This window comes from Sphingomonas sp. PEI4, assembly GCF_056679955.1.
On the sequence record NZ_CM155258.1, the window covers coordinates 3,018,869 to 3,038,398 of the forward strand.

Below are 19,530 nucleotides of genomic sequence, written 5' to 3' on the forward strand. Positions count from 1 at the left end.
CCGCGTTCTCCAACTGCATCCCGCCGCATTTCGCGCGGACTGCATCTTGGCCTAACCCGGCCTAACCTTCTTTTCCCAGCCAAGTCCGACGACTCGGCTCACCGGACCCACGCCATGACCCAATTTCCCCGCCGCACCTTCGCGATCATCTCGCATCCCGATGCCGGCAAGACCACGCTGACCGAGAAGCTCCTCTATTTCGGCGGCGCGATCCATCTCGCCGGCGAGGTGAAGGCGCGGGGCCAGACGCGTCGCGCCCGCTCCGACTGGATGAAGATCGAGCAGCAGCGCGGAATCTCGGTCACGTCCTCGGTGATGACGTTCGAGCGGCAGGGGATCACGTTCAACCTGCTCGACACCCCGGGCCACGAAGACTTTTCCGAAGACACCTACCGCACGCTGACCGCCGTCGACTCGGCGGTCATGGTGATTGATGCCGCCAAGGGCATCGAGCCGCAGACGCGGAAGCTGTTCGAGGTCTGTCGCCTGCGCAACGTGCCGATCATCACCTTCGTCAACAAGGTCGACCGCGAAGGCCGCGATCCGTTCTCGCTGCTCGATGAGGTCGCCGAGATGCTCCAGCTCGACGTATGCCCGATGAGCTGGCCGGTCGGCATGGGCGGCGAGTTCGAGGGGGTGTACGATCTCTACGCCAACACGCTGAGCCGCCCCGAAGGCGACAGTCGCGAATTCATGGGCAAGGCGATTCCGTTCACCGGCATCGACGATCCCGAACTCGGCAAGATCCTGAGCCCCGAAGCCATGATCCGCCTGAACGACGAAGCCGAACTCGCACAGGGCGGCTATTCGAGCTTCGACGCCGAAGCCTATCGCGCGGGCAATCTGACGCCGGTGTATTTCGGCTCCGCACTGAAGGATTTCGGCGTCGCCGAACTGATCGCCGCGCTCGCCGACTATGCGCCGCCACCGCGCGCGCAGCCCGCCGAGCCCGCCCCCATTTCGCCCGACGAGCCCGAAGTCACCGGCTTCGTGTTCAAGGTACAGGCGAACATGGACCCCAACCACCGCGACCGGATCGCGTTCATGCGGCTCTGCTCGGGCGTGTTCAAGCGCGGCATGAAGCTCACGCCGACCGGTCACGGCAAGCCGATCGCGGTTCATTCCCCGATCCTGTTCTTCGCGCAGAACCGGGAACTCGCGGACGAGGCGTTCCCCGGTGACATCATCGGCATCCCCAACCACGGCACGCTCCGGGTCGGCGACACGCTAAGCGAAAAGGCGGCGATCCGCTTCACCGGCCTGCCGAACTTCGCACCCGAAATCCTCCGCCGCGTCGTGTTGAAGGACTTCACCAAGACCAAGCAGTTGCGCAAGGCACTCGACGACATGGCCGAGGAGGGGGTGACGCAGGTGTTCTACCCCGACATCGGTTCGAACTGGATCATCGGCGTGGTCGGCCAGCTCCAGCTCGAAGTGCTGCTGTCGCGTCTCGACGCGGAGTACAAGGTCGCGGCGGGGCTAGAGCCAGCGCCGTACGAGACCGCGCGCTGGATCTCGGCGGAAGACCCGCTGGAACTGAAGACCTTCGCCGAGATCAACCGCGGCGCGATGGCCAAGGACCGCGACGGCAACCCCGTCTTCCTCGCCAAGAGCGCGTGGGAAGTGAACTACATCGCCGAACGCTATTCGAAGATCCGCTTCGCCGCGACGCGCGAGCGGTAAACCCGAAGAACTCATGCGTCACGCCTGGGAACGTGCGCTGCTCGACCTTGTTGCCGGCCGCACGCATTGCCCGGCAAGCGTCTCGCCGTCGGAACGCAACGGATCGATCTGCGCATTGATGATCGTCGTCGGCGGCAGGCGGCGCAGGTTAGCCATGACGCGGTTCAGGCGCGGGTCCTGCGCATCGGCGGGCGTGGTCTGGTAATAGCGGTCGAACCACTTCAGCATCGCGCCGTTGAGCGGCTTTGCATCGGCCGAGTCCATCCGCGACGGCAGCGTCATGCTGCTGTTGGCGATCGGATAGGCCGACAGGATATGCAGCTGCGTGATCAGGCGATTGTCGCGGGCGTAGATCGCCGTTGCGACGGCCAGGTTGCCGTCTGCGCTCTCACCGGCGACCGCGATCTTGCGCGGATCGCCGCCCAGGAGGCGGCGTTCTGCAGCGTCCGGCGATAGGCGGCGGCGGCAGCGTCATGTTGCACCGGGAACTCGAATTCCGGGGCGTGACTGTATTCGACCGACACCACGATCGCGCCAAACTGCTTGGCGAGCAGGCGCGGGCGGGCATCATAGGTGTCGACCGTCGCGATCACCCAGCCACCGCCGTGATAATACACGATCACCGGCAGGTTCTTTGCGTTCGCCAGCGACGCAGGCTTGTAGATTCGCGCGAACTGGTTGGCATCGCTGCCATAGGCGACGTCCTGCGTCGTCACCGTCGCGTCGGGCGTTGCCGACAGGCCGTGCTTGACCATGACTGCCTTGGTGGCGTCGGCAGCCGAAGGCTGGGTACGCGCCACGGCCGGGGTGAGCGCCTCGATTGGCTTGCCGCCGAGCGCTGCCAGTTGATCGAGCACCGCCTGCATGTCGGGCGTGGCCTTGGCCGGCTTCGTAGCGGTCGCGGGCGGCGGGGGCGGGGGCGGGGGAGCGGCATCGACCGATCGTGCCGACTGCGCAACGGCGTGGCTCGTCAGCGCGAGGCCGGAGGTCGTGATCGGCGCCGCGGCGGCAAGCGCCATCATGGCGCGCGACGACCGATTGGGCACATGCTGGAACATCCTGTTCGAGTGCCCCCACTCGCGGCTTAAGCCTTGATGTACCGAGTTCGTTCCGGTGCCAGTGCCAACCGTAAGTCACGCATATGAAACGTATTTTAGAAGGCCGCCGACTGTCCTGCTACCCAGGTCTCGACGACCTTGTCGGCATCGCCGATTGATTGCGCCGGATTGCCGTCGAGAACGAGCAGGTCCGCGCGCAGTCCCGGCGCGATGATACCGCGGTCGGGCAGTGCCAGCAGGGCCGCGGCGTTGGCGGTTGCCACCTGCAACGCCTGTACCGGTGTCAGTCCGGCCTGTACCATCAGCGCGAGTTCGCGGTGTTCGGCAATGCCGGGAACGCGAACCGGACTCGCGCCGCTGTCGGTGCCGAAACCGATCTTCACGCCGGCATCGTAGAGCGTCTTCAGGTTACGCAGGTTCATCGCCAGCGACGCACGTGCATCGGCGGTCTTGGGGTCTGCCGCGATCTTGGCGCGCCAAGCCGGATCGTCGACCTGCCGAGCGAGCGCAGGCGACAGCGCCGCCCGTGCGAACGGGGTCAGGGTCCACGGCGCGCGATCGGCCCAGGCGAACGTCGCCTCATCGAGCTGGAGCGTCGCGATATACCAGACCCCTTTCGCCTTCAGCGTCGCAACGAAGCGTGGCGGCACCGGCTTGTCGCGAACGCCGTGCGCGATGATATCCGCGCCTGCAGCGACGATCGCCTCGGCATCCGCGAGATCGTGGATATGCGCCGCGACGCGAAGTTCACGCGCATGTGCCTCGGCAATCACGGCCGTGTAGATTGCGGGGCTCATCTTCACCGGTACGCTGCCGCCGAAATCGTCGAGCCACAGCTTCACCAGATCGGTCTTCTCGGCGGCCATCATCGCCACTGCCTTGCGCGCTTCGTCCGGTGTCGACGGGCGGAAGAGCTGGTCGGGGCCGACCTTGAGCATCGCCTGGGGTGGTGCGCCGTTCGGGACTCCGATTCCCTGCATCACGCCGAACAGGTCGGCGCCGTCGATCCGTCCGGCATGTGCGTCGGCATGGATGGCGGCGAACGACGGCGCATTGTTGCCGAGCGCGGTCACCGTAGTGACGCCGTAGCGACGGAACTGCGCGAGCTGCTCGGCGATATTGGTCCGCGTGTAGTTCTTCGCGCCGGTCTCGGTGCCGCTGACCTGTCCGACATGGCTATGGTCTGAGACCAGCCCCGGCATCACGCTGCGGCCGCGGTAATCGCGTCGCTCCGCCCCCGCCGGGACTGCGACCCTGCCCGCCGCGACGATCCGCCCCTCGACAATGACGATCGTCGCATCCTCGACCGGTGCGCCGCCGCGCCCGTCGATCAGCCGGACGCCGGTGATCGCCACGGTCTGCGCGAGCCCCGATGTCGCCAGTGCACTCGCGGCCAGCAAGCCCCAAACCAGATATCGCATCATCGTTCATCCTCGATCGGTGCGGTCATGACGACGCACAGCCCGGGCATGTTGTCGTCCTGCTCGATCGTCCCCGATAGTCCGGCAACCACCGCGGTCATCATCCGGCTACCGAATCCTACCCGTCCGTCCGTCGTTGTCGCACTCTTGCCGACGCCCTTGTCCGCGACGATCAGCCGCAACCGGCTACGATGCTGTTCGAGCGCGATCAGGATCGGGCCCGGCTTGCCCCCATAGGCATATTTGCTGGCGTTGATGATCAGTTCGGTCAGCACCAGCCCGATGTTCACCGCGCGATCGGTGGGTACCAGCACGGGCGCCAGATCCAGTCTGATGTGCGCCGCCCAATCCTCGCCGAGCGACGTCTTCATGTCGTCTGCGAGTTCCTCCAGATACCGTGAAAGGTCGACCGACTCGACCTGGTCGTCGCGGTACAGTCGGCGGTGGACCAGCGCCACCGCCGCAAGCCGCGCCTGCGCCTCGGCCAGATGTGCCTTCACCTTCGCATCGTCGGACGATTTAGCCTGCAGCGACAGGAACGCCGCGACCAGCTGGAGGCTGTTCTGCACGCGGTGATTGACCTCCTTCATCAGGACGTCCTTCTGCGCGATCAGCGCATCCTTGTCCGCAAGCGTCCGCTGGAGATCGGCGTTCAGCAACCGCAGTCGCTGGTTGACGTACGCGTCGTGGAACGCGCGGCGCAGGCGATGCGCGGCCTCGATCTCCTCGCGCGTCCAGCGCCGCGAGCGGCCACTGACGGCCTGGGTCCAGGATTCGAACGAGGTGCGCGGCGTCAGCACTGCGTTCGGATCGAGCGAGACCGCCTTGTGCGGATTGCCCGCCCACTCGACCTCTTCGATCTGCTCGGCACGAAACCACAACAGCATCGCGCCCTCGTCGACCAGCGATAGCGCGAGCACACCACTCGCCTGTGCACGATAGGCTTCGGCGCGGGGAAACAGCGACGGCAGTTCGTGCGTCGTGAACGGCTCGATCCCGCCGCGCGTCCTTGCCCATGCCGCGAGATCGAGAATGTCGTCCTTGCCGGGGCACGGTCCGTCGGTGTCGACCATCGTCCCCTCGACATAGGCGAAGCCGTCGCCATCGAGCATCCGCCGGAGATCGTCGCGCAAAGTCGTGACGATGCTGCGCGGGGCCGGTTCGGTTGCGAGCTTGGGGATGACCGCGTCCTCCGCAGCGCGCAGCCGCAGCCGCTCGCGGTAGGTCTCCGCCTCCTCCTTCGCGCGAATTTGGCGCGCAAGGCCACTGGCCAAAGTCGCCGATGCCGCGCGGATGTCGGGGGTGAGGCCTCTTGGCGAACCGTGATGGCACGCGATCAGGCCCCAGAGCAGCCCGTCCTTGACGATCGAGATCGAAGCCGACGCGGCCACGCCCATGTTGGCGAGATACCGCAGGTGGATCGGCGACACGCTGCGCAGCGCCACGTCGCTCAGGTCGAGCGTCTCGAACTCGACCGGGCGCAACACCGCGGGCGCGTAGGCGATCGTGGGAATGGTCCGCGTCCGGTTGCGAACGTACAGCGCACGCGCCTGTTTCGGGATGTCCGACGCGGGGAAATGGTGGTTGAGAAACGTGCCGAGCCCCGTCGCCTTGTCCTCGGCCATCACGCGGCCCGCCTCGTCGTCGAGGAAGCGATAGACCATGACGCGGTCGAAGCCCGTCAACTGGCGGAACGCGGTCGCGGCGCGCTCGCACAACGTCTGGAGGTTGCTCGCGCGCTCGAACGTCATTGCCATCGCGTTGAGCCGGCCGAGCATGCCGGCCGCGGTGACCGGCTCCGCTTCGACGGGTTCGAGTTCGACGAGGATGTGCTCGGCGCTGCGGTGGAGGGTGACATCGAACCGTTCGGTCAGGCCCGCTACTGGCAGCCCAGCGAGAGCGACGCTTGAGACCGTGTCGTTGGCTGTGAGTGTCGCACCAATGTCCTGCGCCAACAGCGCGGAAAGGTCACTGCCGAGCCAGTCGGGGGTCAGGCGGGTCTCGAGATCGCCCGCGCCCGCGACGACCGTCAGGCTCGTCGCATCGGCGACGAGTAGCAGGCCATGCGGCTGGATCGCACCGGGGATGTGGATCGGCTCGCGGTCGCACGCATTCAGATCCAGCCCCACGTCCTTGGTGGAACCGGCAATATCGCTCGACGCGCTCATGTACCCGAAACTCTCCTATCGAGCCTCGATCATGCCGCCCCCAGCGGAACAAAGCAAATACCTGCAGCGGGTTACGGTATTAATCTGAAGCAGTATCGCTTGGCGCGGACTGGGCATAGCGGCGCGCAATCACCGCGCAGGCAATCAACTGCAACTGGTGGAACAGCATGACGGGCAGCAGGATCACGCCGACCTGCGCGGGCGGGAACAACACGCCTGCCATCGGCACGCCCGACGCCAGGCTTTTCTTCGAACCACAGAATTGCAACACGATCGCATCCTCGCGGGGAAGCTTCATCAGGCGCGCGACAGCGAAGGTGAGCGCAAGGACGAAGGCGAGCAGCGCCGCACACAGCAGCCCGATCAGGATCAAGTCGCCGATCGACAATTTGGTCCAGAGGCCTTCGACGACAGCGGCACCGAATGCGCTGTAGACGACCAGCAGAATCGAACCCCGATCGACGATCGTCAGCAGGCTCTTTTTGCGAGTTACCCACGCGCCAATCCACGGCCGCAACAGATGCCCAGCGACGAACGGCACCAGCAACTGCAACACGATCGCCTCGATGCTCTCGATCGAAATCCCGCCGCTGCCGGACGTGTTCATCAGCAGGGCAACCAGCGCGGGCGTAACGAGGATACCGAGCAGGTTCGAGAACGATGCGCTGCACACCGCTGCTGCGACATTGCCACGGGCAATCGCGGTGAACGCGATCGACGACTGTACGGTCGAGGGGAGCAGCGTCAGGAACAGCAGTCCGGCGGCGAGCGGTCCGGTGACGAACGGCAAGGCGGTCAGGCCGAGCCCGAACAGCGGGAACGCGACGAACGTCACCGCTAGTACCGCGAGATGCAGCTTCCAGTTGCGCAGACCCGCCCAGATCGCATCCCGCGACAGCTTCGCGCCGTGCAGGAAGAACAGCAGGACGATGCCGATATCCGCCGCATAGCCAACGATCGTCGCCATCTCGCCGCGCGCCGGCAGCAAGCTCGCCAGCACCACGGTACCGAGCAGCATCAGGATGAACGGTTCGAAGACCGACAGAAAGCGTCCGATCACGAATAGGCTTTCACATAGGCGTCGAGCGTCGCGAGGTGGCCGCTGAGCGCGTCGTCGTCGAGGAAACTGCCGAGGAAGCTGTTGCGCGCGAGCGTCACCACCTGTTCGCGCGACAAATTCTTTGCCCGCGCAGTCTGGCGGAAATTCTCGCCGATATACCCACCGAAATAGGCTGGATCGTCCGAATGGATCGTCGCGCGCAGGCCGAGATCGAGCATCCGGTCGATCGGGTGGTTCTCGAGCCGGTCGACGTTGCGCAAGGCCACGTTCGACAAGGGACACACGGTCAGCGTCATCGCATCACGCGCCAGCCGAGCGACCAGCGCCGGATCCTCCAGCGCGCGGTTGCCGTGGTCGATCCGGTCGACCTGGAGGATATCGAGCGCCTCGTGGATATAGGTGGGTGGGCCTTCCTCGCCGGCATGCGCGCACAGCATCAGCCCGGCATCCGCCGACGCCGCGAAGACGCGTGCGAACTTCGACGGCGGATGGCCGACCTCGGACGAATCGAGCCCGACGCCGATGAACTGGTCGAGCCACGGCTCCGCCTGCGCCAGCGTCTTGAACGCGTCCTCCTCGTCGAGATGGCGGAGGAAGCTCATTATCAGCCCGACGCTCATGCCGTGCTTGGCCTGCGCCTCGTCGATGCCTGCAAACAGCCCGCGCGCGACGACGTCGAAGGGGATGCCGCGATGCGTGTGTGTCTGCGGATCGAAGAAGATCTCGGCATGGACGACGCCGTCTGCCGCGACCCGGTCGAAATAGGCGACCGCCAGATCGCGGAAATCTTCCTCGGTCTGGAGCACCGCGGCACCGGCATAATAGATGTCGAGGAAGGTCTGGAGATTGGTGAAGCTGTACGCCGCGCGGACGTCCTCGACACTCTTGAACGGGATCGCGACCTTGTTGCGCTCGGCCAGCGCGAACATCAGCTCCGGTTCCAGGCTGCCCTCGATGTGCAGGTGCAGTTCCGCCTTGGGCAAGTTCGTGATGAAGTCGTCTGTCATGGCTCGTCCTGTTGGTTCGGGCGTATCGGCTGCAACCATTCCGCGCGCCATGCACTACCGCAAGTGCGAAAGCCGTTGCATGACAATCCTGTCACGTTACCGAGCGCCGATACCCACGCAAAGGATACCATCGATGCCGACAGGATTGGTCGCACTGCTCGACGACATTGCCGGAATCACCAAGCTCGCCGCCGCCAGCCTCGACGATATCGGCGCGGCGACCAGCAAGGCGGGCAGCAAGGCGATCGGCGTGGTGGTCGACGATGCCGCGGTGACGCCGCGCTACATGGTCGGCTTCGAGCCGAAGCGCGAACTGCCGATGATCGGCAAGATCGCGCTTGGCTCGTTCCGCAACAAGCTGGTTTTCATCCTGCCCGCCGCGCTGGCGCTGAGTGCGTTCGCGCCGTGGTTGCTGACGCCGTTGCTGATGATTGGCGGTACCTATTTGTGTTTCGAGGGCGCGGAGAAGATCCTCGAGGCGTTCGGCGGCGGCCATGCCGAGGAGGTGGTCGACGCGCCGACCGACCCGAAGGCGCTGGAGGCGCAGAAGGTCTCGGGCGCGATCCGCACCGACTTTATCCTGTCCGCCGAGATCATGGTGATCGCGCTGTCCGACGTCGCGACCAAGCCGATCTGGGAGCAGGCGATCGTGCTCGCGCTCGTCGGCATCGTCATCACCATCGCGGTGTACGGCGTGGTCGCGCTGATCGTGAAGATGGACGACATCGGGCTGCATCTGGCGCAGCGCAACGGCGCGGCGGTGCAGGCGCTCGGGCGCGGGCTGGTGAAGGGCATGCCGCTGGTGATGTCGGCGCTGTCGGTGATCGGTACTGCCGCGATGGTGTGGGTCGGCGGCCAGATCATCGTCCACGGCGTCGAGGATTTCGGGTTCACCGCGGTCCCGCACTGGATCCACCACACGGCCGAGAGCGCCGCGGCGGCGGCGATGCCGTTGGCGAAGGGGGGCGTGAACTGGGCGGTGAACGCGTTCTTCTCGGGGATCGTCGGGTTGATTTTGGGCGGCGCGATCGCGCTGGGGCTGCATGCGGTGAAGGGCAAGAAGGCGCACTGAGGACGAGGGCGCGGTCGCCCTTCCTTGTTCTCCCGCGAAGGCGGGAGCCCAGTCTGGGTCCCCGCCTTCGCGGGGAAACACGTCGCGGTCGGTTATAAAAACACTACCCCGGCGGAGGCCGGGCCCAATTGGGGAACGGAGGTAAGGGCGGACGGCCCCTCGTTCCTTCGACCTTCCCAATTGGGCCGCGGCCTTCGCCGGGGTGGTGGCTCTTTGAGAAGATTAGTTCCCTATTTCGCCGTCCACTTGTTCATCCAGCCAAGCACTTCCCCATACCATTGCCGCGAGTTCTTCGGCTTGAGCACCCAGTGATTCTCGTTCGGATTGACCAGCAGCCGCGACGGGATCCCGCGCCGCTGCAACGCGGTGAACGTCGCCAGCCCTTGCGTGTACGGAATGCGGAAGTCCTTCTCGCCGGTGATCACCAGCATCGGCGTCTTCCACTTCGCCACGTAATTGACCGGGTTCCATTTCTCGAACGCCTGCGGGTCCTCGTAATAGGCTTTCCCGCCATGTTCCCACTCGTCGAACCAGAGCTCCTCGGTCTCGTACGCCATCGCGCGCGCGTCGAACACGCCGTCATGCTGGACGATGCACTTGAAGCGATCGGGCCACTGCCCCTCGAACCAGTTCATCATGTAGCCGCCATAGGACGCGCCGAGCGCGCAGGCATTGTCGGCATCGAGCCACGCGAACTTGTCGGTCGCGGCCTTCAGCCCCTTTTGCAGATCCTCGAGCGGCCAGCCGCCCCAATTGTTGCTGATCGCGTCGGTGAAGCCCTGGCCGTACCCGGTCGACCCGTGGAAATCGACCGCGACCAGCCCGTAGCCCGCGCCTGCGAATACCGCCGGGTTCCAGCGATACGACCAGCTGTTGTTGCTCGATCCCTGCGGACCGCCGTGCACCATGTAGGCGATCGGGACCTTGCCGGTGCTCCCGTACGGCTGCACCGCATAGCCCCAGACGGTGTCGGCGTTCGCGCCCTTGAAATTGAACCGCGTGACCGTCGGCATGTCGATCCCAGCGAGCTTCGTCGCGTTGACCTGCGTCAGCCGCTGCGGTGCGCCGGTGCCCAGGCGAAAGAAATCGGCCGGTGCGGTGAGGCTGTCCATCGCCACCACAGGCCCCCGCGGCGTGATCGCGACTGCGCCGACATGGCCCTCCTGCGTGAGCCGCGTGACCGCACCGCTCGACGCATCGACGCGGAACAAGGGAGTCTCCTGCGTGTCGTCGGCGGTCACGTAGAGCGACTTCGAATCGGGCGACCAGGCGATCGAGCCGACCGACCGGTCCCAGCGCTCGGTCAGCGACACCGTCTTGCCGCTCGCGATATCGCGCAGCGTCAGAACCTGACGATCCGCTTCGAACCCCGGCCGCCGCATCGCGAAATAGGCGAGCGCGCGGCCGTTGGGTGACACCGTCGGGAGGTTGTCGGTCGCCTTGTTCGCCACGGTCAGGTTGACCGGGGCCGCAGAGCCATCCGCGGGCACCGAGAAGATGTCGAGATTGGTCGAGAGCGCTTCGATCCGACCCGCTTCGCGCATCGCGAAATACACCGTGCGGCCGTCCGGGCTCCACGACAGTTCCTCGCCGCCACCGAACGGCTTGGAGGGCGTATCGCCGACCAGCGCGCCAACCAGCGGAACACCGTTTCCGGTCGCACCCGCGGCGGTCAGCGGCAACACGAACAGCTGCGAGCGCGTGCCGTCCGCCCATGTATCCCAATGCCGCACGAACAATTGGTCGTAGGTCCGCCCGGCCCCCGCGTTCGGGTCCTTCTTAACCATCGCCGGCTCCAGGCTCGGCGCGCCGGGCTTGCGATCCGCCCAGACGAGCAGCTTGTCGCCGGTCGGCGCGACCTTGAAGCCACTGAACCCGCCGTTGAAGCTGGTGAGCTTGCGCGGAGTCCCGCCCGTGACGGGCACCGACCAGACCGCATCCTCACCGCCCTTATCGGACGTGAAATATACGGTGTTGCCGACGATCTGCGGGTCGTTCTCGTTGACCTGCGGATCGGCGAGCAGCTTCACCGGCGTAGCGCCCGGCGTGCTGAGGTCGAGCCGCCAGAGGTCGAAACGCCCCTTGTCCGCCGCGAGATCGGTCTCGCGCTGCGCCCAGACGAGCCAGCGTCCGTCCTGCGACGTGGTCGGCGCACCGACGCGGCTTAGCATCGTCACGTCGTCGATGGTGAGTTGCCGGGCGGCGGCAGGGGCACTCGCAATGGCGAGCACGGCGAGGCTGGCGGAGATCAGGATCTTCATGGCGTGCTTGATAGGACGCTTGCGAGATCGCGCGCAATCATCTCGATCGCTTGCACGCCAGCACCGGTTCAGATCATGGCGGTATCAGGCCATAATCGCCCAACACCTCCAGGATTGCCGCGTATGTCGAAGACTTTGGTTTGCGGAATGGCGGTTCGCGGAATGGCGAGCGCGCTGCTTGCGGTTGCCATGGCGACCGCGTCCGCAGCCCAGGTCGTTCCCCCGCCCACGAGTGGCGCGGCGCATGTGCAGTTGCCGGTCGATGCGCTGATGCAGGACGCGGCGGAATATGCGCGTCGGTTCGGCGTGCCGTTCGACGAGGCGTTGCGGCGGCTGCGTGCGCAGGGCGACAGCGTGCCAGCGACCGACGCGCTGCGCGAAACCTTCAAGGACCGCTGGGCCGGGATCGCGATCGAGCATCTGCCGACCTACCGGATCGTCGTGCTGCTGACCGGCACCGATCCCGTGCCGGACCAGCAGGTCGTCGCCGGCGGGATGACCGTTCCAATCGTCTTCCGCACCGGCGCGACCGCGACGCGCGACGCGGTGCTCGCCGTGATCACCACCTATCAGGCGAAGATCCGCGACTCCCTGCCGCATCCGCCCGGACTTGGCGTGGACCAGCGGACCGGCGAACTGGTCGTGATGACCGCCAGCGCCGACGCCGATCTCGACCGGAACGGCGAATTGCGCGCGCGGATCGCGGCGATGACGGGCGTGCCGGTGCGCATCGATTTCGTCGATCGGCCGCCGGTCGACATGCAGGTTGAGGCTGCTCCCCCTGCAACCGGCGTGACGCCTGCACAAAGCGGTGCGATCGAGGGCGGTGCGATCGAGGGTGGCGCGATCGAGGGTGGCGCGCGCGTGGTCGGCACCGTCGATGGCAAGCGCTATGCCTGCACGACCGGCTTCGTCGTGTCCGACGGGATGCGCAACGGCGTGGTCACCGCGGCGCATTGCCCGGACACGCTCTCCTACGTCGGCAAGCGCCCTTCGGACGGCAGCCGCGAGGAATGGCCACTGGCGTTCGTCGGGCAATGGGGCTGGGGATATCAGGACGTGCAGGTCAACGTCGCGACGGCCCCGGGCGTCAGCTACGCCCCGCTGTTCTACGCCGATACCGCCAAGACGATCGCCCGGCCGGTCGCGACGTGGCGCTACCGCACCAGCACGCGCGCGGGCGACTTCGTGTGTCATCGCGGCGAGCGGACCGGGTATAGCTGCGCAGTGATCGCGATGGTCGATTTCGCCCCGGCGGGCGATCTGTGCGGTGGCGCGTGCCTGCCGACCTGGGTCGCGGTCGAGGGGCCGACGTGCAAGGCCGGCGACAGCGGCGCACCGGTGTTCGAAGGGACCACCGCGCTGGGCCTCGTCAAGGGCGGCACCTACCGTCGCGACGGGACGTGTCTGTTCTATTATTACATGTCGACCGACTATCTGCCGCAAGGCTGGACGCTGCTGCACCGATAGGTGGCGGGCGGGTCGATTGTGTCTCCCCGCCAAGCGCTGTACGTCCCGCCGGGAACACGGCGCCGCCGAGCGCCGATCGGCGGCCTATCGACACGGGCATGACATGGACTCCTCGGGCCTTGAGGCCGTTTTCCTCGCGAACCGCGATACGCTGCTGCGGTTTCTCCGCTCGCTCGGTGCGAGCGATGCGGAGGATCTGGTGCACGAGCTTTGGGTGCGGATCCAGACGGCACCGACCGGGCCGATCGCGTCGCCGCTGTCCTATCTGTACCGGATGACGAACAATTTGATGCTCGATCGCCACCGTGCGGTGCGGCAGGCGGAGAAGCGCGATCGGGAATGGACCGAGGCGACGGGGGGACCGTCGCTCGGCCGCTCCGAGGAGCCGTCCGCCGAACGCGTCGTGATCGCGCGCCAGCAGGCGGCCTTGGCGGAGGCGGCGTTGCAGTCGGTCGGCGACCGGGCAGCGCGGATCTTCCGTCGCCACCGCATCGACGGCATCGAGCAGCGCGCTGTCGCAGTTGAGTTCGGGGTAAGCCTCAGCACCGTCGAAGGCGACCTGCGGAAGGCGTATCGCGCGATGATCGATGCAAAGCGAGTTTATGATGAGGCTTGATCGCAACGTCTCCGTCTTCGGCTATAGGAGGCCATGATGGCGGAGCATGACGATATCGACGCGCCTGCGCTGAACGGGGCCGGGCTGAACGGGGCCGCGCTGGACTGGGTCGTCCGGACCGGCAATGACGCGTTCGACGACTGGCCGGCGTTCCACGCCTGGCTGGAGGCGGACCCGCGTCATGCTGTGGCGTATCATGCGATGTCGATGGATATCGAGGAGATGACGGCGTCGATGCCGCCCGTGCCGGTCGCGCCGATCGTGATGCAGTCTCAGCGGAGACGTTGGCCGGTCTGGGCCGGTGGGGCGATCGCGGCGTCGCTGGCGTTGTTCGTCGGCTACGAGGCGATCGAAACGCGCGCGCACCCCTATGCGGTCGAGACGGCAGCGGGGGCCATGCGGACGGTGCAACTCGCCGATGGAAGCAGCATCGTGATGGGTGGTGCGACTCGGCTGATGCTCGATCGCGACGACCCGCGGATCGCGACGCTGGAGCACGGCGAGGCCATGTTCGTGGTCCGGCACGACGATAGCGATCCGTTCGAGGTGAGCGTCGGCGGCGCGCGGCTGGTCGATGTCGGCACCGCGTTCGACGTGAAGTTCGCGCTAGGCGAGACACGCGTCGCCGTGTCGGAAGGCGCGGTCGACTATAACCCGGGGCGTGACGGCATCCGGCTCGTAAAGGGGCAGGGACTGCTCGTGCGCGACGGCAAGGCGACCGTGACGGCGGTCGATGTGGCCAGCGTCGGATCGTGGCGCGACAGCGTGCTGGCGTATGAAGGCGCGACCCTGGCCGAGGTCGCCGACGATTTGTCGCGCGCACTCGGCATCGACCTGCGCGCCGATCCGGGCGTTGCGAAGCGCGCGTTCAGCGGCAGTATAGCGACCGCCAAGCTGTCGGGCGATCCACGGCTTGCGGCGCCGCTGCTGGGTGTCACGATCCGCAAGCGTGGCGGTCACTGGGCGATGTCCTCGCGCTCGTGAGGACGCGCGGATGTCTGGTCGTCGCGGCGCTCGCCGTCGCCACCCCCGCGCAGGCGGGGCAGAATACGGTCGATTTGCCGGCGGGGCGGCTTGGGGACGCGGTGCTGGCGCTCGGGCGGCAATCGGGGACAAGTATCGTCGTCGGCGATCCGGGGCTATGGGCGCGGCGCGTACCGGCGGTGCGCGGGCGGATGAGCGCGCGTAAGGCACTCGACCAGCTGGCGACTGCGGCAAATGCGGATGTCCTTGCCGCTGGGCCGGTCGGGTGGCGGCTCGTGCCCCGGGCCCCGCGTGTTGCCTCGGTTCGGGTGGGGCGATCGAAGGTCGTTTCCGTCGTTGCACCGGCGGCAGAGGGCGCGGACATCGTCGTCATCGGCAGCAAGCGCGACGTTCGGTTGCGCGATTTCGCGGGACAGGTGGCGCTGCTCGACGGGGTCGATCTCGCACTCGGCGGTGCGGGCGGGACCGAAGCGATCCTCGCGCGGCTGGCAAGCGTATCGTCGACGCATCTTGGCGCCGGGCGCAACAAGCTGTTCATCCGCGGCATCGCCGACTCGAGCTTTACCGGGCCGACCCAGACCACGGTGGGCCAATATTTCGGTGACCTCCGGTTGAGCTACAACGCGCCCGATCCAGACCTGCGGTTGTACGATATCGCTTCGGTCGAGGTGCTCGAAGGGCCGCAGGGGACGCTGTACGGCGCGGGATCGCTCGGGGGCATTATCCGCACCGTGCCAAACGCGCCGGAACTGGGCGCGGTGTCGGCGTCGATCGCAGGGGGGCTCTCGGCGACGTGGCACGGTGATCCGGGTGCCGACCTGGGCGCGACGTTGAACGTGCCGCTCGGCGAGCGCATGGCGCTGCGCGTCGTGGGTTACGGCGTGAGCGAGGGCGGCTATATCGACAATCCGGTGCTCGACCGGCGCGACGTCAACCGGACTCGGATCGGTGGTGGGCGGGCTGCACTGCGGCTCGATGCGGGGAATGGCTGGACGGTCGACCTTGGCGGCATCGGGCAATGGACCAAGGGCGGCGACAGCCAATATGCCGACCGCGACGCGTCCCCGCTGACCCGATCGAGCGCGATCGTGCAGGGCTTCTCTGCGGATTACACGATGGGGCAGGTTGTCGTGTCGGGCGAGATCGGCGGATTGAACGTCAAATCCTCGACCGGGATCGTCCGCCAGACGCTGACCGAGCGGTACGACGCGACCCTGCCAGCAGTCGATCCGATGCTACCGAGTACCAACTGGCCTGCATTCGGCAGCCCCCTGACGACGGACGCGGGCAGCCCGCGCGTATTTGCGCAACGCAATGCGACCAGCATGATCGCGAACGAGACACGGGTGTGGCAGCCTATGCGGAACGGATTTGGCTGGGTGGTCGGCGGTAGTTTTACGCATAATCGCACGCGGTTGTCGCGCTCGCTCGGCCCGGTCGATGCGCCGGCCCCGGTGGCGGGCGTGACCAACAGCATCGACGAGGCGACGCTGTACGGCGAAGGGAGCGTGCAGTTGGTGCGCGGATTGACCGTCACCGCTGGCGCGCGCGTCACGCGGGCGTCGCTGGCCGGGACCGGCGAGGACATCGCGCCGGCAAGGCTTGAGGCAGTCGCGCTCGCCCGTGCGCGCGTGACGGCGGACCGGATCGAGACGAGCGTACTGCCCTCCGCCTCGCTAATCGCGGCGGTGTTGCCGAACGTGTCGCTATACGGGCGATACCAGCAGGGATTCCGGCCGGGCGGATTGGCGATCGAGAGCGATTTCGTGCGGCGGTTCGAGAATGATCGCGTGCGGACGCTGGAGAGCGGCGTGCGCTACGGGTTGGCCGGCGTCGATCGCGCGTACCTGACGGCGAGCGTCTCCCACACGATCTGGCAGGATATCCAGGCAGACTTCATTGACGCGACCGGCCTGCCGAGTACCGCCAATATCGGCGAGGGGCGGATCTGGACGTTCAGCGCGGCGGGCGGGTGGAAGCCGGTCGCCGGGCTGACGCTGGACGCGGGGTTCACCTATAACGACAGCCGCGTGAACGAACCGAGCCCAGCGCTATTAGTAGCGCTCGCGCGGATGAGCCAGGTGCCGAACATCGCGCGCTATGCCGGGAGACTGGGGGCGGATTACCGGCGCGACGTCGGAGGTGACCTGGAACTGCGGGTATATGGGTGGGCACGGTATGTCGGACGGTCGCGCTTGGGTGTTGGCCCGGTGCTCGGCGAGGAACAGGGGAATTATCTCGATACGGCGCTGACGGCGCGTGTCGGGCGGCCTTCGTTGGGGGTGACGTTTGGAGTTACGAACCTGACCGACAGCGTCGGCAACCGGTTCGCGCTCGGGACGCCGTTCCAGGTAGGGAGCGGCCAAATCACTCCGCAGCGCCCAAGGACGATCCGCATCGGCCTGGACGCGGCGTTCTAGACCTGCCTCTCGATCTTCACCCGCAAGGGGGGGATCGCGCAGCGAGACGGGGGAGGGCACGGAACCGACGTGATCGCTTGCCTCCCCCTCCGTCTGGCAAGCGCCAGCTCCCCCTGGCAGGGGAGGATAACGAGAGTCACCCTTTGGCGTTCACCAGCGCGCGTTGATCGGCGGGCAGCAAGGCGAGGGCCGTCTTGTAGCAATCGTCGACGTGTGAATTTCCGACGAGCTTCATCGCGCCAAAGCTGATCGTTGCCGCCACCGCCGATCCCGCGAAGGGCACGAACTTCGCCATCGATCCCACCGCGATTCGGGCGCCGACGCGGCGGAGGAGAGCGACGACGATGCGCTTCGTCACCATTCGGCCGATCATCGTGTTGCCCAGGCTAGACGCCATCACCAGCGCCTGCTGTGCGATCTGCGGTTCGAGCTTCTGCACCTGCTCGTGATCGAGCCCGAAGCGCTTGCTGATCTCGGGCAGCAGCTTGGTGAGCAGGCCGATGTCCGCGACGATATCCGCGCCGGGGATCGGCACGACGGCGGCGCCTGCCGACATCATCGAGCGTGTCGTGACGAGGCGCTTGCTGTCGTCGCGGATGCGGTCGAGTTCGGCGATGGTGGTGATCATGCTGGCATTTTCCTGAAGATGTCGGGCTGATAACGCGCCGCCGCGGTCCTGGTGCCGCGCCATACTGCGTCAAGGTTCAAAGTTCGCGGGCCGCGTCTCCGTCCTCCTCTCGAAAACACGTCGAAGCGGGTTCCGTATGCGTCGTCTCCTGCTGACTACCACCTGCCTGTTCGCGGTAACGACGGGCGCCCAGGCGCAGACCGTCATCGACACCAAGCGGACGGATGCGGTCCGGACTTCGACGATCAAGGCCGGTGCTCCTCCAACATCCGCATAACGGTCGACAGCGTCAACTCGGTGAGCAACGAAGGCACGATCCAGAGCACCAACGTCGGCGGATCGACCGGCATCCTCGCCAACGCAGAAACCTGCGGCGGCATCACCAACGCGGCAACCGGCAAGATCATCATCGACGAAAGCTATGCCGCGACCGACACCCACAAGGACGGCGACCTCGACGGCCCGTTCGCGGCCGGCATCGGACGGACCGGTATCCCGACCGCGGGCGCGTACACGGGCGCGATCGTCAACAGCGGCGCGATCACGGTGAAGGGCGATAAATCTACAGGCGTCTGGCTCGGCGGCCCACTGATCGGTGCCTTCACGCATAACGGTCAGACATCGGTCACCGGCAGCGAATCGACCGGCGATCGTCGGCGACGTTCGTTTCGGCAGCAGCAACGACGTATTCGACGTCGCGCACGGCACAGTGGCCGGCACGGGCAACGACCTTGCAGTCGACGTCGCGCGCAAATCGTCGACCGAACTCGGGCTCAACCGCTCGCAGGCGTCGGCCTATGACGCAATCTACAAGGCGCTCGGCAACGACGCGAAGGTTGGCGGCGCGTTCCTGAACATCACCGAGGCCGACGCGTTTCGCGGGTCGGTCCGCCATATGCTGCCGACCATGCCGGCGGTACGTTCGAGGCGGTCACGATGAGTTGCGAGCGACCGCCCGGGTGCTCGCCGACCCACACCGCCCGTTCAAGGACGAGGGCAAGTGGGGCTATTGGGTGACGCAGGTCGCATGGGGCACGTCGAAGAGCGTCGCGGATACCGCAGGTTATGACATCAGTGGCTGGGGCGTCTCGGCGAGCGCCGAGTACAAGACCGGCGTGGGTAACTTCGGCACCTCGATCGCCTATCTCCACGGACAGGACGCGGACGACGGCACGGATAACGAAGTGAATTCCGACCAGTATGAGGTGGCCGGATACTGGCGCGGGCGCTGAGGCAGGCTGCAGGCCAACGCACGCGCGTCGGGCGCCAAGATCAAGTTCGACGGCTCGCGCCAGTTCACAGGTGCGATCGGCAGCGAGGCGGTTACCCGCACCGCGAAGGCCGGCTGGGACGGCACGCTTTTCGCCGCGTCCGGCGGGCTGTCGTATGAGGCGGGCAAGGGCATGCTGATCTTCCGCCCGGTGCTCGCGATCGATTACTACAAGCTCAAGGAAGATGGCTATAGCGAGACCGGCGGCGGCCCGTCGTTCACGCTGACCCCGGACAAGCGCACCAGCGGCTGGGTCGGCAAGCTGCGCGGGGTCGGCGGCAACGGCATCTTCCGAATAGGCGGCGAGTTCAATGCCGAGCAGCAACAAGGCCGCATCGCGCTGTCGCTGCGCGCGAGCTTCCAGATCGGGCACTAGGCGGGACGCTGGCGGCGACACTTTCCGGGGGCGATC

16 protein-coding genes and 1 pseudogene are annotated in these 19,530 nt (G+C 66.5%); 10 read left to right on the forward strand and 7 right to left on the reverse strand.

The features are described 5' to 3' along the window. The first annotated feature begins 114 nt into the window (after positions 1-114). A complete protein-coding gene (locus AC1MLZ_RS13930) occupies positions 115-1,683 on the forward strand; it encodes a peptide chain release factor 3 (RefSeq protein WP_480958992.1) in 1,569 nt (522 codons plus the stop codon). Positions 1,684-1,701: 18 nt separating this feature from the next. Here AC1MLZ_RS13930 and AC1MLZ_RS13935 read toward each other — a convergent pair. The 5 genes and pseudogenes from AC1MLZ_RS13935 to AC1MLZ_RS13955 all read right to left on the reverse strand — a co-directional run bounded on the left by AC1MLZ_RS13935 (position 1,702) and on the right by AC1MLZ_RS13955 (position 8,397). After that, positions 1,702-2,741 (reverse strand): annotated as a pseudogene (locus AC1MLZ_RS13935) (alpha/beta hydrolase). A 95-nt stretch (positions 2,742-2,836) separates the two neighbouring features. Then, a complete protein-coding gene (locus AC1MLZ_RS13940; protein ID WP_480958993.1) occupies positions 2,837-4,165 on the reverse strand; it encodes an amidohydrolase family protein in 1,329 nt (442 codons plus the stop codon). After that, entirely contained in the window at positions 4,162-6,330 is a 2,169-nt protein-coding gene (locus AC1MLZ_RS13945) for a histidine kinase dimerization/phosphoacceptor domain -containing protein (RefSeq protein ID WP_480958994.1), read from the reverse strand. The genes AC1MLZ_RS13940 and AC1MLZ_RS13945 overlap by 4 nt, the downstream gene beginning before the upstream one ends. A 79-nt stretch (positions 6,331-6,409) precedes the next feature. Beyond that, positions 6,410-7,387 (reverse strand): bile acid:sodium symporter family protein, encoded by a 978-nt coding sequence (locus tag AC1MLZ_RS13950; protein WP_480961562.1) that lies wholly within the window; start codon positions 7,385-7,387, stop codon positions 6,410-6,412. Next, on the reverse strand, positions 7,387-8,397 hold the full coding sequence (locus tag AC1MLZ_RS13955; protein ID WP_480958995.1) for an adenosine deaminase: 1,011 nt from the start codon (positions 8,395-8,397) through the stop codon (positions 7,387-7,389). The genes AC1MLZ_RS13950 and AC1MLZ_RS13955 overlap by 1 nt, the downstream gene beginning before the upstream one ends. 133 nt (positions 8,398-8,530) lie before the next feature. On the opposite strand from AC1MLZ_RS13955, the gene AC1MLZ_RS13960 reads away from it, so the two are divergent. After that, positions 8,531-9,469 carry a DUF808 domain-containing protein gene (locus AC1MLZ_RS13960; RefSeq protein ID WP_480958996.1) on the forward strand — a complete coding sequence of 313 codons (939 nt, stop codon included), beginning with the start codon at positions 8,531-8,533 and terminating at the stop codon, positions 9,467-9,469. 230 nt (positions 9,470-9,699) lie between these two features. Here the strand turns inward: AC1MLZ_RS13960 and AC1MLZ_RS13965 are convergent, their stop codons facing one another. Beyond that, positions 9,700-11,730: a S9 family peptidase gene (locus tag AC1MLZ_RS13965; protein ID WP_480958997.1), complete on the reverse strand. Its 2,031-nt coding sequence runs from the start codon at positions 11,728-11,730 to the stop codon at positions 9,700-9,702. A gap of 123 nt (positions 11,731-11,853) precedes the next feature. Here AC1MLZ_RS13965 and AC1MLZ_RS13970 point away from each other — a divergent pair, with 123 nt between their 5' ends. From AC1MLZ_RS13970 to AC1MLZ_RS13985, 4 genes are all read left to right on the forward strand, one after another. Next, the gene (locus AC1MLZ_RS13970) at positions 11,854-13,200 is read left to right on the forward strand and encodes a chymotrypsin family serine protease (RefSeq protein ID WP_480958998.1); all 1,347 of its coding nucleotides are present in this window, start codon (positions 11,854-11,856) and stop codon (positions 13,198-13,200) included. Positions 13,201-13,303: 103 nt separating this feature from the next. Then, the gene (locus AC1MLZ_RS13975; protein ID WP_480958999.1) at positions 13,304-13,816 is read left to right on the forward strand and encodes a sigma-70 family RNA polymerase sigma factor; all 513 of its coding nucleotides are present in this window, start codon (positions 13,304-13,306) and stop codon (positions 13,814-13,816) included. A 36-nt stretch (positions 13,817-13,852) separates the two neighbouring features. Further along, positions 13,853-14,800 (forward strand): FecR family protein, encoded by a 948-nt coding sequence (locus AC1MLZ_RS13980; RefSeq protein ID WP_480959000.1) that lies wholly within the window; start codon positions 13,853-13,855, stop codon positions 14,798-14,800. Next, positions 14,797-17,220, forward strand: coding sequence for a TonB-dependent receptor (locus tag AC1MLZ_RS13985; protein ID WP_480959001.1), 2,424 nt, complete (start codon positions 14,797-14,799; stop codon positions 17,218-17,220). Before AC1MLZ_RS13980 ends, AC1MLZ_RS13985 begins: the two co-directional genes overlap by 4 nt. A gap of 136 nt (positions 17,221-17,356) precedes the next feature. Here AC1MLZ_RS13985 and AC1MLZ_RS13990 read toward each other — a convergent pair whose 3' ends face one another. Then, positions 17,357-17,848: a hypothetical protein gene (locus AC1MLZ_RS13990; RefSeq protein WP_480959002.1), complete on the reverse strand. Its 492-nt coding sequence runs from the start codon at positions 17,846-17,848 to the stop codon at positions 17,357-17,359. Between the two features lie 136 nt (positions 17,849-17,984). Between AC1MLZ_RS13990 and AC1MLZ_RS13995 the strand changes: the two genes are divergently transcribed. The 4 genes from AC1MLZ_RS13995 (at position 17,985) to AC1MLZ_RS14010 (ending at position 19,494) form a co-directional block, all read left to right on the forward strand. Next, a complete protein-coding gene (locus AC1MLZ_RS13995; protein WP_480959003.1) occupies positions 17,985-18,125 on the forward strand; it encodes a hypothetical protein in 141 nt (46 codons plus the stop codon). A 20-nt stretch (positions 18,126-18,145) separates the two neighbouring features. Continuing rightward, entirely contained in the window at positions 18,146-18,649 is a 504-nt protein-coding gene (locus AC1MLZ_RS14000; protein WP_480959004.1) for a hypothetical protein, read from the forward strand. Between the two features lie 158 nt (positions 18,650-18,807). Further along, the gene (locus AC1MLZ_RS14005; RefSeq protein ID WP_480959005.1) at positions 18,808-19,080 is read left to right on the forward strand and encodes a hypothetical protein; all 273 of its coding nucleotides are present in this window, start codon (positions 18,808-18,810) and stop codon (positions 19,078-19,080) included. Positions 19,081-19,119: 39 nt separating this feature from the next. Next, positions 19,120-19,494 carry an autotransporter domain-containing protein gene (locus tag AC1MLZ_RS14010; RefSeq protein WP_480961563.1) on the forward strand — a complete coding sequence of 125 codons (375 nt, stop codon included), beginning with the start codon at positions 19,120-19,122 and terminating at the stop codon, positions 19,492-19,494. Positions 19,495-19,530 lie beyond the last annotated feature (36 nt).

Coding starts and splice junctions, on each gene's coding strand:
- AC1MLZ_RS13930 (WP_480958992.1), top strand. CDS start 115: ATGACCCAATTTCCCCGCCGCACCTTCGCGATCATCTCGCATCCCGAT.
- AC1MLZ_RS13940 (WP_480958993.1), bottom strand. CDS start 4,165: ATGATGCGATATCTGGTTTGGGGCTTGCTGGCCGCGAGTGCACTGGCG.
- AC1MLZ_RS13945 (WP_480958994.1), bottom strand. CDS start 6,330: ATGAGCGCGTCGAGCGATATTGCCGGTTCCACCAAGGACGTGGGGCTG.
- AC1MLZ_RS13955 (WP_480958995.1), bottom strand. CDS start 8,397: ATGACAGACGACTTCATCACGAACTTGCCCAAGGCGGAACTGCACCTG.
- AC1MLZ_RS13960 (WP_480958996.1), top strand. CDS start 8,531: ATGCCGACAGGATTGGTCGCACTGCTCGACGACATTGCCGGAATCACC.
- AC1MLZ_RS13965 (WP_480958997.1), bottom strand. CDS start 11,730: ATGAAGATCCTGATCTCCGCCAGCCTCGCCGTGCTCGCCATTGCGAGT.
- AC1MLZ_RS13970 (WP_480958998.1), top strand. CDS start 11,854: ATGTCGAAGACTTTGGTTTGCGGAATGGCGGTTCGCGGAATGGCGAGC.
- AC1MLZ_RS13975 (WP_480958999.1), top strand. CDS start 13,304: ATGGACTCCTCGGGCCTTGAGGCCGTTTTCCTCGCGAACCGCGATACG.
- AC1MLZ_RS13980 (WP_480959000.1), top strand. CDS start 13,853: ATGGCGGAGCATGACGATATCGACGCGCCTGCGCTGAACGGGGCCGGG.
- AC1MLZ_RS13990 (WP_480959002.1), bottom strand. CDS start 17,848: ATGATCACCACCATCGCCGAACTCGACCGCATCCGCGACGACAGCAAG.
- AC1MLZ_RS13995 (WP_480959003.1), top strand. CDS start 17,985: ATGCGTCGTCTCCTGCTGACTACCACCTGCCTGTTCGCGGTAACGACG.